This window comes from Pseudomonas sp. AC355, from assembly GCF_979258205.1.
Genome location: NZ_OZ409843.1, coordinates 3,037,022 through 3,051,608 on the forward strand (window position 1 = coordinate 3,037,022; position 14,587 = coordinate 3,051,608).

Here is a 14,587-nt window from a genome sequence, read left to right on the forward strand (position 1 = left end):
GTGGTTACAGGGCAGTCACGCCGCCCGGCTCGAGCGGCTCGTCGGCCGCCACCAGCCCATTGCGCAAAGGTGCGCCAAACTCGTTCATTTCGATCTCGAAGGTATCACCCGGCTGGGCCTTGATACCGTCGGCATAGGACAGCGTAGCGGTTCCGAAATAATGCACATGCACATCACCCGGACGCAGGAACTGCTGGTACTTGAAGTGGTGGAACTCCAGGTTCTCCAGACTGTGGCACATGTTCTCCTCGCCACTGAGGAACTCCTTCTCCCACAACACCTCGTTGCCACGGTGAATGCGGCTGGTGCCGGACAGATGGGCCGGCAGCTGGCCTACGCGCAGCTCAGGGCCATAGGCGCAGAAACGCAGCTTGGAGTGAGCCAGGTACAGGTAGCTGCGGCGTTCCAGCACGTGGTCGGAAAACTCGTTGCCCAGTGCGTAACCGAGGCGGTAGGGCTTGCCGTCATCACCGATGACGTACAGACCGACCAGCTCGGGCTCTTCGCCGCCGTCCTCGGCGAACACCGGCACCGGCAGATCGGCGCCCGGGCGCACGACGATGCTGCCATCGCCCTTGTAGAACCACTCTGGCTGGGCGCCAATCTTGCCAGCGCCAGGCTTGCCGCCTTCGAGCCCCCAGCGAAACATGCGCATGGTGTCGGTCAGGGTGGCTTCGTCCTGGGCCTTGTGCTGGTGCATCTTGTCACGGGTCGAGGCGCTGCCGAGGTGGGTCAGGCCGGTACCGGTGACCAGGCAATGGGCCGGGTCCTCATGATCCAGCGGCGGCAGGATGCGCCCGCCTTTCTGCAGATCGGCATACGCCGGGCCAGCCTCGGTACCTAGGCCGTTCACTTCATCCTGCAGGCTGTGCCCGGCACGGATCGCCGCCAGCGCCAACTCACGGGTGCTGCTGATGCCGCGAACGGTGCGGATGGCATCGCCTTCGACAACACCAACCTGACGCTGGCCTTCGGTGGATTCGAACTGGATCAGTCGCATGGCTTATCTCTCTTATTGGTTCGCTTGCCCGAAAGGGTACAGAGCAGACTTTACGAACTGCGCGCCAGCCTGCCTAATGACAGCCTCTGATCAAGCAATAACTATTGGTTATCCCCATGATCGCTTCGCTACCCGCTTTGGTTTCCCGGCTGCGCCTGAAACAGCTGCGCCTGCTGATCGCCCTCGACGAACAGGGCTCGCTGCACAAGGCCGCGGACGCCGTGGCGATCAGCCAGCCCGGCGCGACGAAAGCCCTCAACGAAATAGAGTCGGCGTTCGGCATGCGCCTGTTCACGCGCACCAGCCAGGGGCTGGAAGCCAATGACCTGGGGCGTTGCGCGATTCGCTACGCACGGCTGATCCACAGTGACCTGGCTCACCTGCGCGAAGAAATGCTGGGCATTCTGCAGGGCCAAGGCGGCCGCTTGGTGGTGGGCGTGATCATGGGCGCGGTGCCACAGCTGACTCGTGCACTGTCGCGGCTGCGGGCGCGCCAACCGGAGCTATCGGTGGAAATCGTCGAAGACACCAGCGCACGCCTGCTCAGCCTGATCGACCAGGGCCGTCTGGATCTGGCGATCTGCCGCACCAGCGTCAGCCGCAGGCCGGACGACTACGATTGCCTGAGCCTGCATCAGGAACAGCTGAAAGTGGTCGCCAACCCCGCGCACCCGCTAGCAGCCACTCCGGGCTTGAGCCTGGAGCAGCTGGCAGCCTACAGCTGGGTGGTGTTCCCGGCGAACATGCCCATGCGCCTGGTGCTGGAGCGGGCGTTTAGCGATGCCGAGTTGGAGTTTCCGCGCTACCCACTGGAGACCGCCTCGACCTTCGCCACCCTGATGCTGCTGCAGGAAGACCCCAACCTGGTCGCGCTGATGCCGCGGGAGACGGCGCAGTCGGCGGCACGCTTCGGCCAATTGGCGTGCCTAGAGCTCTCCCAGGTACTGCGCAGCGAGCCCTATGGCGTGATCAGCCGCCATGGTTCGCCTCTGTCGTCGCCTGCCCGCTTGCTGCTGGAGGAGTTGCGGGCTTCGTAAGATGGGTCGGGCCACGTGGGTGTAACCCATCACCATGGAGGAGCTGTGCACCCATCCTACGGCCGCGAATTCTAGTGAGAGCGGGCCATGCGCGCGGAAAAATCGCGGGCATGGACTAGGCGTCCCCGCCCGCTCCCACAGGAATACGCATTAAACCGACGTAATCGATCAGCGACGATTGACCGTCTGCGCCGCGCGCAGCACGTCGGCACCGATCTCGGCTTCGAAGGCCTGCCAGACCGGGCGCATCGCTTCACGCCAAGCGCTGCGCTGCTCGGGGGTCAGCGGCAGGATCTGGCTGCGACCGCCAGCGACGATCTGCTCGCGGCTCTTGCGGTTCTGCTCTTCGGCGTCCTGATTCACCTTGAAGCTGACCTCTTCGATGATCGCTTCCAGCTGCACGCGCACCTGATACGGAATACCGACCCAGAACTTGGAATTGCTGATCAGCATGTAGTTGAGCGAGCCGTGATTGGTTTCGGTGATGAACGGCTGGGCGCTGTCGAGTTTCTGGCTCGCCAGGTTCGACCAGGGGTTTTCCGCGCCTTGCACGGTGCCCTTCTGCAACGCCGCCAGGGTTTCACTGAAAGCGATCTTGCTGGTGCTGGCGCCGATCTGCGCGAACTGCGCTTCCAGTACCGGCGACGGCTGAATGCGGAAGGTCAGGCCCTTGGCATCGGCAGGCAACTTCAACGCGCGGTTGGCGGAGAGCTGCTTCATGCCGTTGTTCCAGTACGCCAGGCCGTAGATGTCGTAGCTGGCCATGGAGCGCAGCAGCTCGCGGCTCTTCTCGCGCTTCTGGAAGCGCTTGACGGCTTCCAGATCGTCGAACAGGAACGGCAGGTCGAATACCTGCAGTTGCTTGGTGTAGGCATCGAATTTCGACAGCGAAGGCGCCAGCAGTTGCACCTTGCCGTCGCGCAGAGCCTGCAGCTCGTCGTCGTCACCGAACAGGGTGGAGTTGGGGTAGACCTCGACCTTCACTTGGGCACCGAGGCGCTCCTCCACCAGTTGTTTGAACAGTAGGGCGCCTCGGCCCTTGGGCGTATCGTCGGCAACCACGTGGGAGAACTTGATGACGATGGGTTCCGCGGCGGATACCGATGTGCAGACCAGCAGCAGAGCAGACAGGGCAATGGTGACAACGGATTTGAACATGCAACACCTTGGCAATGGCAGGCACAGGCGCATGCGCGAGGCAGGCACCTGAAGGAAATGGGTTATCGAGTGACCTCAACGAGGCATCGGCAAAGCGCTGTCGGCTACGCCCGGCGCATGGCGCGGGTGTGCGACTATTATTGGAAGGGCTGCGGCAAAGGGTCAGTGGGCTTGACCTTATAGGCAGGGGCGCGATTCTTGTCGATCCCCTGCCGCGGAACAAGCGGCAATAACGCCAACTGCTGCACAGCTTGAAGATTCGCCGACCGCGCCATGGCAGAATGCGCACCGCCACGCACACCACGAGATCAGCATGTCGTCGTCTTTCGTCACTCCTTTCGCCACCCTGGAACTGCAGCGCCAGCCCGAGCAACCCGGCATGCCGCTGCAGGCCTTCGATGCAGCCGACGCCTACCTGCTCGAACAGGTACAGACGCTTTCAGGCAGCACCCGCGTGCTGCTGCTCAACGACAGCTTCGGTGCCCTGGCCTGCGCGCTGGCCGGCTGCGCCCAGGTGACCAGCAGCGGCGACTCGCATCTGGGCCACCTGGCGCTGCGTCTCAACCTGACGCGTAACGGCCTTGCCGAAGATGCGGTGAACTTCGTGCCGGCCAGCGAGGGGGTCAGTGGCCCGTTCGATCTGGTGCTGATCCGCGTGCCGAAAACCCTGGCGCTGCTCGAGGAACAGCTGATCCGCCTACACGGCCAGCTAGCGCCTGAGGCCCAGGTGATCGCTGGCGGCATGATCAAGCATCTACCCCGTGCGGCTGGTGATCTGCTGGAGAAATACATAGGCCCGGTGCAGGCTTCGCTGGCGGTGAAAAAAGCCCGCCTGCTGCATGCCACGCCAGAAGCTAAAGCGACGCCGACGTCGCCCTACCCGACCCGCTATCGCCTCGACAAACCGGCACTCGAACTGAGCAACCACGCCAACCTGTTCTGCCGCGAAGGGCTAGATATCGGCACCCGCGCCTTTCTGCCTCACTTGCCAAAGCACCTGGACAACCGTCGAGTCGCCGACCTTGGCTGCGGCAACGGTGTGCTGGGCATCGCCTACGCATTGAGCAGCCCCAGCGCCGAGCTGACCCTGGTGGACGAGTCCTACATGGCCGTGCAATCGGCCGCGGAAAACTGGCGTGCCGCGCTGGGCGATCGCCCGGTGACCGTCCGCGCCGGTGACGGCCTGGCCGAGCAAGAAGCCGACTCGCTGGATCTGGTGCTGTGCAACCCGCCCTTCCATCAGCAGCAGGTGGTCGGCGACTTTCTCGCCTGGCGCATGTTCCAGCAAGCCCGCAACGCATTGGTCACCGGCGGTGAACTGTGGATCGTCGGCAACCGCCACCTGGGGTATCACACCAAGCTGGCGCGCCTGTTCCGGGGTGTCGAGCAGGTGGCGGCAACGCCGAAGTTCGTGGTGCTCAAGGCGACCAAGTAATCGCCGCGGCCCCGGGTATCGCTACGCTCAACGCCGGGCTACCAGAGTCACTCGTAGCCTGCGGTTGAGCGCAGCGATACCCAGGAACGGGCAGCGCCGCGCTACAAGGTCAGGGTAAACCGCGACAGCAACGCGCCAGGCAAAGCCATCGAGCCGGTCTGCCGCGCGCCGTAAGTGCCGCCGGGCAACAGCAGTTCCGGCTCGCGGGTCAGGGCTTCCAGATTCGGGCCGAGGAAATCGAACAGCGAATCGTCGAAGCGCATAGTGTTGACCGGTGCCTGGATGCGGCCGTCTTCGACCCAGAAAGTGGCAAAGCGGGTCATTCCGGTCAGACGCCCGGCCGGCAGGTCGGAGAAGTTGCTGTACCACAGGTTGCCGATATACAGCCCGGTGCCGAGACGTTGCAGGGCCTCGCTGTCGTCCAGATCGCCGCCATGCATACGCAGCGACAATGGATATTCACCACTCCCTGCGCCGTTGGCGATCAAGCCATATTCGGCGGCGCTGCGTGAGCTGACCAGGCGCTCGCCGGGCTGCCCTTCGCTCAGCAGCCGCAGCGGCTGACGCGGGCCCTCGCGGGTAAACGCCGGTGCCAAACCGCCTTCGATACGCTCGTCGAGGGTCACCTTGGCACTGAGGCTGGCGCTCCCGACGAACAAGCGCTGCAAGGGGCTGCTGCCGGTGGCCAGCGCCTGGGCGGAAAAACCCCAGGCGAACAGGCCGAACAACTCTTCCAGTGCAGCAGGCGTCAGATAGGCGCGATAAGCCCCCGGTTTCAGTTCATGGGCGGGCTTGCCGAGATGCTCCAACTGCTCGCGGGCGAACGCCAGTTTGCGATTGAAGGCCTGGGCATCCCAGTGCTCCCCGGCGTAGTTGCTTTTCACCGCCTGACCATTTTCATGGAACAGGCTGAATTCGAAATTGAAGCTACTCGCCTCGTGCCAGCCGAAGGCGCCCCAGGAGCTGGCGAAGCCCTGATATTGCGGCCCGGCGGCATAGAAGCCGACCAGATCCAGCCCGGCTGACGCCTCATTGATCTGGGCGATGGCGGCCTGGCTGTCCTGAATCCCCTGACCCGCAGCGGTTTCACAGCGCCAGGCTTCACGATTCAGGCGCAGGTAAGGATCGTCGGCCAGTGTCGGCAGTACCGCGCGCAGGCGCTGCAGGGCCTGATCGAGGCGCAGTTGGTCATCCGCGAACACCCCGCTCAGGGCCAGCTCGAAATTGCCATGCCGCTCACCCTGATACAGGGCCAGGGTGGCGTATGCCTGCTGCACCTGGCCAGCCTGGCGCACACGGGCATGGTTGAACCGGATGAAGTCGGAGGCTTCGGCCTCGTAGGCCAGGGTGAACCCCTCGCCGGTCTGCAGGCGGGTATTCAGGTAAGCGAGCAGACGCTCGAAATGCTGACGCGCTTCCATCAGGCAACCCCTCCAAAAACATCGATATCGGCGAACACGCACGCCGGCGTGGCGTGGCCGACACGGATCACCTGATTCGGCTCGCCCTTGCCGCAGTAGGGCGTGCCCAGCACCTCGAAGGTACTGGCGTCGCCGACCGCCTTGAGGTTACGCCAGAAGCGCGCGGAGATGCCTCGGTAGTTGGGGTTCTTCACTACGCCCTTGAGTTCGCCGTTCTCGATCAACTGACCCCACTCGCAACCGAACTGGAATTTGTTGCGCGCATCATCAATCGACCAGGAGCGGTTGTTACTCATCAGAATGCCGTGCTCGATGCCGGCGATCATCTGCTCCAGGCGCTGCGTGCCGGGCTCGACATTGAGGTTGGCCATGCGGTCGAGGGTCGGCCGGTTCCAACTGCAGGCACGGCTGTTGGCGACACCTTCCAGGCCGCTGCGCCACTGCGACAGCGCACCACCAAGCGGTCGCTGCAGGATGCCCTCGCGTATCAGGTATTCGCGCTGCGCCGGGGTGCCGTCATCGTCATGGCGATAGCTGGCCAACTCGCCCGCCACCGTCGGGTCGAAGGTCACGTTGAGCAGCGGCGAGCCGTATTGGTAACGGCCGAAATCCTCCTGACGGATAAAGCTGGTACCGGCGAAATTGCGCTCGTCACCGAGGATGCGATCCAGCTCCAGCGGATGGCCGATGGACTCGTGGATCTGCAGGATCATCTGATCCGGCATCAGTAACAGGTCACGGTGACCGCTCGGCGTGTTGTGCGCCAGCAGCAATTGCAGCGCCTCATCGGCGATACGCGTAGCGGTACCAACCAGCCCCAACTGATCGATCACCTCGGCACCGCCCTGGCGAGCCAGGTGAGTACCACCGAAGCTGCGGCTCTGGCTGTCGGCGCCATCGCTGGCGGTCACCCCCAGTTGCGGAAACACGTAGTGCTGGGCACGCCGCAAACGGGCACCGGCGCTGTTGAGGTAGATCTGCTCGGTGGCGGTAAAACTCAGGCCGGCGTACCAGTCCACTAGGCGCTCGTCACGCGGCACCCGCGCCGACTCGGCCGCCAGCAACTCGTACCAGTGGGCAGGGCTGGCCAGGGATCGCTCGTAGCCGGGCATCACGTCATCAGCCTGCCCATGGGGCACCGGTAGCTCATGCATATCGAGCAGATTACGACCCGCGAGCTGCCGAGCCAGTTGCTCGGCCTTGTCGAGGGCTGTCTGCAGCCCGGCTTGGCTGAGATCACTGGTCGCCGAGTAGGCCTCTACGCCAGCGATACGCACACTGAGCATGGCGCCGGCATCGTCACCGAACGACGGCGCCAACGCCACGTTGCGGCGCACCCAATAGCGCTCGGTGGTTTCCCGCACATGGCGCAACGACCAGAAGTCGGCGGTGGAGTGCAGCGCGGCAAAGCGGCGTTGCAGGGTTTCGCTGAAGGCGAACATCGGGGCTCCCTTTGGCTGGTGGCAAAGGGGGCAGTATGGGAACGATTGTCGGGATGGATCAACTCGGAATGAGTGGATCGTTCCCACGCTCCGCGTGGGAACGCCTCGGCAAGGTGCTCTGCGTCAGCGACATCGTCAGCTCAGCCTGCAGGGGCTGCATTTCAACGTGGCTAGTTGATGGACATACGTAGCGTGGACAACGCGAAGCTTGTCCACCATTTTCACAGCACGTTGTCCCGAATGAATTCGGGTTAGTCTGGGTCAGTGTCTCGCTCAGGGGCTTGGCTCCGTGGCACCTCATCCTTACTGTGTCTTGCAAGATTGCCCCTTCCTCCAACCGCGAGCATCGACTCATGATGAAAAACCTGAAACACAGCGCCATAGCCGCCTTGCTTATCGGCCTGTCGAGTTTTGCCCAGGCTCAGGAAACGCCATCGCATCTGGACAAGGTGCTGGAGAAGGGGCAACTGGCGGTGTGCACCACCGGCGATTACAAGCCCTATACCTTTCTGCGCCAAGACGGCGGGTACGAAGGCATCGATATCGAGATGGCCCAGTCCCTCGCGCAAAGTCTTGGGGTGAAGGTGCAGTGGGTGCCGACCACCTGGAAAACCCTGATGCCGGATATGGTGGCGGGCAAATGCGATATCGGCATGGGCGGTATCTCGGTGACGCTCGAGCGCCAGAAGAAGGCCTTTTTCAGCAGCACGCTGGATGTCGACGGCAAGATTCCTTTGGTTCGCTGCGAAGACGTTTCGCGTTACCAAACCGTCGAGCAGATCAACCAGCCTTCGGTGCGCCTGATCGAGCCGGCCGGCGGCACCAACGAAGCCTTTGCGCGGGCATATCTACCGAAGGCTCAGCTGAACTTCCACGACAACAAGACGATCTTTCAGGAGCTGCTGGATAAGCGCGCCGACGTGATGATCACCGACTCGTCCGAAGCCCTGTATCAGCAGAAACGCATGCCCGGCCTGTGCGCCGTCAACCCGACGGACTACATGCAATACGGCGAGAAAGCTTACCTGCTGCCTCGCGACGACATGACCTGGAAGAGCTATGTGGATCAGTGGCTGCACTTGAGCAAGGCCACCGGCGCGTATCAGAAGACGCTCGGCCACTGGTTAGCGGTGCCGGCGCAGTAACTGAATCGCGCCTGCGCAGAGCCTGGGAACGATCAAAAAATAACGTCACCGATTCTAATCGTCATGTGAAAAATTTTATAAACAACGCGGATTTTACTGATATGAAACTCATGAACCTAGAAGGGACTTGCCCTCACTGCCACTCTGCCATTCATATTAGAAAACTGCGACGCATCCCTTTTTCGGGTTCGCTTAATTGGTACGAGTTCACCCCTACGCCTAAACAGGCTTGCCCGCATTGTAATAGGTTAATAAAGCACACACTGAACAACTCAAAGTGGCTTTTCTTGCCATTTTTAATGATATCAATAACTCTTGGATACATTCTTGCTGGAGCAGGGACTTCAATACTCGGGAAATTCACACTTATTGTCTTTTCGGCCATCGGCATATATATGGCTTTGCGTTCTGGAGCTTTTATCTCAAACGAAATCGTCAAGACCGATCAAACGGTTTAATACATGACAGCAAGTAGGGTGGACAACGCGAAGCTTGTCCACCGCTTCTCAGGGTTAATCGCGGCTAGCCCATGGTGGATGGGTAAAGCGTCAGCTACGCGCCCCGATCCACCCTACGGGGTGCCTTTACGGCGTACTCAGCCCCGCCGCATTCATGAACAGCCGCAGCAGATACGACACCAGCCCCAGGCTCAGCACGCTGACCGTCCAGATGCCGGCCAGCCAGGCGATGCGTTGCCAGAGTGGTTTCTTCTCGGTCGATCTTTCCATCAGTGGTACCCCTGATCAGGCGTCACCTTGCCGCGGAATACGTAGTAGCTCCAGGCGGTGTATACGAGGATGAACGGAATGATGAACAGCGCGCCGACCAAGGCGAAGCCCTGGCTCTGCGGAGGCGCGGCGGCCTGCCAGATGGTCAGCGAGCCAGGCACTATGTTCGGCCACAGACTGATGCCCAGGCCGCTGTAGCCGAGGAAGATCAGTACCAGGGTCAGCACGAACGGCTTGCTGTTGTCGTGGTTGGCCACCGAGCGCAGCAGGTAGAAGAAGGTCGCCAGCACCAACAGCGGCACGGGCGCGAACCAGAACAGGTTGGGCAGGCTGAACCAGCGCTCGGCAATGTTCGATTGAGACAGTGGCGTCCATAAGCTGACGATGCCGATCACGGCCAGCAACAGCAGCGCCAGGGGCCGGGCCATCCTGTGCATCTGTTGTTGCAGGCGCCCTTCGGTTTTCATGATCAGCCAGGTGCAGCCGAGCAGTGCATAGGCGGCGATCAGCCCCAGGCCGCTGAACAGCGGGAACGGCGCCAGCCAATCCAGCGAACCGCCGGAAAACGCCCGGCCTTCGACCGGAATACCCTCGATGAACGCCCCCAGCGCCACGCCCTGAAAGAAGGTCGCGGCGATGGAGCCGCCGATGAACGCCTTGTCCCAGATATGCCGTTTGTGATCCCTGGCCTTGAAGCGAAACTCGAAGGCTACGCCGCGAAAAACCAGGCCCAGCAGCATGAACATCAGCGGCAGGTACAACGCACTGAGCACCACCGAGTAGGCCAGCGGGAACGCGGCGAACAGCCCGGCGCCGCCCATCACCAGCCAGGTTTCGTTGCCGTCCCACACGGGCGCCACGGTGTTCATCATCACGTCGCGTTCGCCCTTGTCCGGCACGAATGGAAAGAGGATGCCGATGCCCAGGTCGAAGCCGTCCATGATCACGTACATCATCACGCCGAAGACGATGATCACCGCCCAGATGACGGAAAGATCGATACCCATGGTCATACCCTCCCGCTCGCAGTGCTGGTGATCGAATCGCTGTCGTCCAGGCCTTCCTTCGCGGCGGACAATGGTCGTGCCTGTGTGTGCCGGGTGCCCGGCCCGCCGTCATCCTGATGATCGCCTTCGCCGCTGACCGGCCCTTTGCGCACCAGGCGCATCACGTAGCTCATGCCGGCGCCGAACACAGCGAAGTAGACGACCACGAACAGCACCAGGGTGATCCCCAGTTGCGCCGCGCTGTGCATCGACACGCCATCGGCGGTACGCATCAGCCCGTAAACCACCCACGGCTGGCGGCCGATCTCGGTGGTGAACCAGCCGGCGAGGATCGCGATCAGGCCAGACGGCCCCATCCATAAACAGAAGTACAGGAACGGGCGCGACTGATAGAGACTGCCGCGCCAGCGCAGCCACAGGCTCCACAGCCCAGCCAGGATCATCAGCATGCCCATGGCGACCATCACCCGAAACGACCAGAACACGATGGTCGAGTTGGGCCGGTCATCCTTGGCGAATTCCTTCAGCGCGGGCACCTGCTTGTCGAGGCTGTGGGTCAGGATCAGGCTGCCGAGGTACGGCACCTCGACCTTGAAGCGGGTTTCCTCGCGCTCCATGTCCGGCCAGCCGAACAGGATCAGCGGCGTCGGCTCACCGGAGCTGTTGTCCCAGTGGCCCTCGATGGCGGCGATCTTCGCCGGTTGATGCTCGAGGGTATTGAGGCCATGGAAGTCGCCGATCACCGCCTGTACCGGAGCGACCAGCAGGGCCATCCACAGCGCCATGGAGAACATCTTGCGCATCGCCGGGGTGTCGCGCCCACGCAGCAGGTGCCAGGCCGCCGACGCGCCGACGAAGAACGCGGTGGCGAGAAACGCGGCAGTGGCCATGTGCGCCAGGCGGTAGGGGAACGAGGGGTTGAATACTACGGCGAACCAATCCACCGGAATGACCCGGCCGTCGACGATCTCGAAGCCCTGGGGCGTTTGCATCCAGCTGTTGGAGGCGAGAATCCAGAAGGTCGAGATCAGCGTGCCGATCGCCACCATGATCGTCGAGAAGAAGTGCAGCCCCGGCCCGACGCGGCTCCAGCCAAATAGCATGACGCCGAGAAAACCCGCCTCGAGGAAGAATGCGGTCAGCACTTCGTAAGCCAGCAGCGGCCCGGTGACCGAACCGGCGAAATCCGAGAAGGCGCTCCAGTTGGTGCCGAACTGGTAGGCCATCACCAGGCCGGAGACAACGCCCATGCCGAAGTTGACGGCGAAGATCTTCGCCCAGAAATGGTAGAGGTCGCGGTACACCGTTTCGCCGGTCTTCAGCCAAAGCCCTTCGAGCACAGCCAGGTAACTGGCCAGGCCGATGGTGATGGCCGGAAAGATGATGTGGAAGGAAATGGTGAAGGCGAACTGGATGCGCGCGAGATCCAAAGCCTCTAGGCCGAACATGGACGTGCCCCTCGATCAAAGTTATCGGTTATCGAATTCTTGTAGTGATTGCAGACGCCAACAGCCAAGGCGAAAGGCGCCTTGATCTGGATCAATGGATCAGTTTCAGATTACGCCTTGCGGTGCCACTTACCAGCGTGGCCGGATGCCGCGCGACAGGCTGTCGCTGTGGCGTTGTGCCTTAGTCTGCTCGATTTCGGCGCTTTGCCTGCAAAGTGGCGATACCAACCCGTGGGAGAGGCTTTAGCCTCGAGCCTTGTAAGCCTATCCAGGCAAAATCGAGGCTAAAGCCTCTCCCACAAAAGTGTTCAACGAATGGCCGTTTTTACCTTTTAGCAGTCGCTTTATGTCGCCTAAAAAAGATCGTGAACAGGCTTTAAGTTCTTCAGTTATCGCGCACCGTGCGCGTGATCGGACGAGGTGCAGAAGTGGCCTGGCACACGCGGGCGCCGTCCTACCCCGCGCTATCCCAAATACCGCTCCACGGAGAACTTCCCGAATGCCTTGCCTGCCCCCCTTCGCCCTGCGCCATCGCCACCTGCTGGCCGCCAGCCTGCTGACCTGCGCAGCGTTGCCTGCCGCCTATGCCGAAACCAGGCCGGGCACCGTGCAACTGGAAGGCGTGCAGGTGACCGACCGGGTGCTGACCGAGCAGCAGGCGGCCGAAGAGCAGCTCAAGCAGGTACCGGGCGGCACCAACCTGGTGGACATGAGGCGCGTCGAGCAGGGCCGCGTGGCCGGCAACCAGGATGTGCTGGCCTACCAGCCGGGCGTGTACGCACAGTCGCCTGGCAACGAGGGCATCAAGATCGCCATCCGCGGCTCGGGCATCAATCGCGGCACCGGCTCTCACGCTTCCGGCAACCACATCATGCTCGACGGTTTGCCGCTGACCGGCTCGGGCGGCACGCCTTATGAGCTGCTGGAGCCGCTGTGGATAAGCCGCGCCGAAGTGCTGCGCGGCGCCAATGGTTTCGACAAGGGATCACTGGCCCTGGGCGGCGCCATCGACTACATCACCCGCACCGGCCGTGATGCCGACAAGCTACAACTGCGCTACGAAGCCGGCAGCCACGGTTACCAGAAACGCAGCATCAGCTCCGGTCAGGTGCTAGGCGATTTCGATTACTACATCAACCTCACCGACAGCCATTACGACGGTTATCAGGATCATGCCTCGGGCAAAGGCAAGGGCGTGGCTGCGAACGTTGGTTATCGCCTCAACGACAACCTGGAAACGCGCTTCTACCTGCGCTATCGGGAAACCGAGCATGACGTCCCGGGCCGCCTGACCAAAGCGCAGATCAAGCACGACCCACGGGCTGCCGCCGCCAACAACCTGCGCATCGATGCGCACCGCGACCAACCCGGCAGCACCTGGCTGGCCAACAAGACCACCTGGCAGATCGACGACGACTCGACGCTGGTAGCGGGCCTGGCCTATCACCACTACCCGATGGATATCGTCGAGAACAGCTCCCCGAATGGCAACACCTACCGGGTGCGCGTGGATTACAGCGACGTCAGTGGCACCCTGAACTACAACCGCCGCCACACCCTGTTCGGGCTCGACAGCAATACCACCATCGGTTTTCGCAGCACCACCAATCTGCCAAGTAGCAAGTCCAAGGAAAATGCCGCGCTACCGATCAGCGTCGGTGGCACCGATTACCCGGCCGGCACCCTGATGCGCGCCTATGAACACCTGGGCTCGGACAACGTGCTGCACGCCAGCAACGAAACCGAGCTGGTGCCCGATCTGTGGCTGACCACCGGTTTGGCGCTGATCTATACCCGCCGTCAGGTCGAGGTGACCTGGCCAGCCACCGACGACACGCTCAGCGAACACACCTGGGACTACGCGCCGCGCATCGGCCTGCGCTATCAGCTCAACCCCGAGGTGCAGCTGTACGGCAATATCAGCCGCTCCGTCGAACCGCCCCACGCCTGGTCGATGCTCTGGAGTTCGCCACTGCGTTTCCCGGCCAGCAACCAGCCGTACAGCGCTCGCCAGCGCGCGCCGATCTCGATGGACAACCAGACCGCCACCACCTTCGAAGTTGGCGGGCGCGGCGACTCCGTGCTGGGTCAGTGGGATGTGGCCTATTACTACTCGGTCGTGCGCCACGAGCTGCTGACCGTGCAGGTCGAGAACAATGTGTTCTCCGAATCCAACGCCAGCCCCACCATCCACCAAGGCATTGAGTTGGGCCTCGACAGCCCGCTGTGGCAAGGCGGCGCAGCCGGTGATCTGGCCTTGCGCCAGGCGTATACCTTCAGCGATTTCCACTACCGCGACGACGACACCTACGGCGATAACCGCCTGCCGGGCCTGCCGCGTCATTACTACCAGGCCGAGCTGCGCTACAGCCACCCGAACGGTTTCTACGCCGGGCTCAACACCCAGTACGCCTCGAAGGTTGCCGTGGATTACGCCAACTCCTACTACGCCGATGCCTACGCCATTTTCGGCGCGACCCTGGGCTACGCCTCGCCGAAAGATGACTGGCAGACCTGGCTGGACTTGCGCAACCTGACCGACAAGCGCTACGCCGCCACCGTCACGCCGGGCTACAACGACAACGGCGCAGACGCCGCTCGCTCCACGCCGGGCGACGGTTTTGGCGCCTTCGTCGGGGTGTCTTACAGCTTCAACTGACGCGACTCGCCTGGCTGACTGCGCCGTGTATCGCAGCGAGTCAGCCAGGCGATGGCCGACCTCAAGACCAATCGCGCTAACGCCCGCCACACCAATAGCAATAATTG

The 14,587-nt window shown here is 62.4% G+C and carries 11 protein-coding genes; 4 read left to right on the forward strand and 7 right to left on the reverse strand.

Annotated features, from left to right (window positions below; translation table 11 throughout):
- Window positions 1-4: 4 nt before the first annotated feature.
- Window positions 5-1,000: an AraD1 family protein gene (araD1, locus tag ACZ0AI_RS14435; RefSeq protein ID WP_463562462.1), complete on the reverse strand. Its 996-nt coding sequence runs from the start codon at window positions 998-1,000 to the stop codon at window positions 5-7.
- Window positions 1,001-1,116: 116 nt separating this feature from the next.
- Here araD1 and ACZ0AI_RS14440 point away from each other — a divergent pair, with 116 nt between their 5' ends.
- A complete protein-coding gene (locus ACZ0AI_RS14440) occupies window positions 1,117-2,037 on the forward strand; it encodes a LysR family transcriptional regulator (protein WP_463562463.1) in 921 nt (306 codons plus the stop codon).
- A gap of 168 nt (window positions 2,038-2,205) precedes the next feature.
- Here the strand turns inward: ACZ0AI_RS14440 and ACZ0AI_RS14445 are convergent, their stop codons facing one another.
- Complete coding sequence (locus tag ACZ0AI_RS14445) at window positions 2,206-3,195, reverse strand: DctP family TRAP transporter solute-binding subunit (RefSeq protein ID WP_463562464.1); 990 nt, start codon at window positions 3,193-3,195, stop codon at window positions 2,206-2,208.
- 313 nt (window positions 3,196-3,508) lie between these two features.
- Between ACZ0AI_RS14445 and ACZ0AI_RS14450 the strand changes: the two genes are divergently transcribed.
- The gene (locus tag ACZ0AI_RS14450) at window positions 3,509-4,630 is read left to right on the forward strand and encodes a methyltransferase (RefSeq protein ID WP_463562465.1); all 1,122 of its coding nucleotides are present in this window, start codon (window positions 3,509-3,511) and stop codon (window positions 4,628-4,630) included.
- A 101-nt stretch (window positions 4,631-4,731) separates the two neighbouring features.
- Here ACZ0AI_RS14450 and ACZ0AI_RS14455 read toward each other — a convergent pair whose 3' ends face one another.
- Together ACZ0AI_RS14455 and ACZ0AI_RS14460 are read right to left on the reverse strand one after the other, a co-directional pair.
- Window positions 4,732-6,051, reverse strand: a complete 1,320-nt coding sequence (locus ACZ0AI_RS14455) for a TldD/PmbA family protein (protein ID WP_463562466.1) — start codon at window positions 6,049-6,051, stop codon at window positions 4,732-4,734.
- The gene (locus tag ACZ0AI_RS14460) at window positions 6,051-7,493 is read right to left on the reverse strand and encodes a TldD/PmbA family protein (protein ID WP_463562467.1); all 1,443 of its coding nucleotides are present in this window, start codon (window positions 7,491-7,493) and stop codon (window positions 6,051-6,053) included. Before ACZ0AI_RS14460 ends, ACZ0AI_RS14455 begins: the two co-directional genes overlap by 1 nt.
- Before the next feature lie 356 nt (window positions 7,494-7,849).
- Between ACZ0AI_RS14460 and ACZ0AI_RS14465 the strand changes: the two genes are divergently transcribed.
- On the forward strand, window positions 7,850-8,638 hold the full coding sequence (locus ACZ0AI_RS14465; RefSeq protein WP_463565942.1) for a transporter substrate-binding domain-containing protein: 789 nt from the start codon (window positions 7,850-7,852) through the stop codon (window positions 8,636-8,638).
- Window positions 8,639-9,222: 584 nt separating this feature from the next.
- On the opposite strand, the gene ACZ0AI_RS14470 is transcribed toward ACZ0AI_RS14465, so the two are convergent.
- The 3 genes from ACZ0AI_RS14470 to ACZ0AI_RS14480 are packed head-to-tail and all read right to left on the reverse strand — an operon-like array spanning window position 9,223 to window position 11,821.
- A complete protein-coding gene (locus ACZ0AI_RS14470; RefSeq protein WP_225837963.1) occupies window positions 9,223-9,366 on the reverse strand; it encodes a DUF2474 domain-containing protein in 144 nt (47 codons plus the stop codon).
- Window positions 9,366-10,373, reverse strand: a complete 1,008-nt coding sequence (gene cydB, locus ACZ0AI_RS14475; RefSeq protein ID WP_463562468.1) for a cytochrome d ubiquinol oxidase subunit II — start codon at window positions 10,371-10,373, stop codon at window positions 9,366-9,368. The genes ACZ0AI_RS14470 and cydB overlap by 1 nt, the downstream gene beginning before the upstream one ends.
- Before the next feature lie 2 nt (window positions 10,374-10,375).
- On the reverse strand, window positions 10,376-11,821 hold the full coding sequence (locus tag ACZ0AI_RS14480; RefSeq protein WP_463562469.1) for a cytochrome ubiquinol oxidase subunit I: 1,446 nt from the start codon (window positions 11,819-11,821) through the stop codon (window positions 10,376-10,378).
- A 499-nt stretch (window positions 11,822-12,320) separates the two neighbouring features.
- On the opposite strand from ACZ0AI_RS14480, the gene ACZ0AI_RS14485 reads away from it, so the two are divergent.
- The gene (locus ACZ0AI_RS14485) at window positions 12,321-14,480 is read left to right on the forward strand and encodes a TonB-dependent receptor family protein (RefSeq protein WP_463562470.1); all 2,160 of its coding nucleotides are present in this window, start codon (window positions 12,321-12,323) and stop codon (window positions 14,478-14,480) included.
- Window positions 14,481-14,587: the final 107 nt, after the last annotated feature.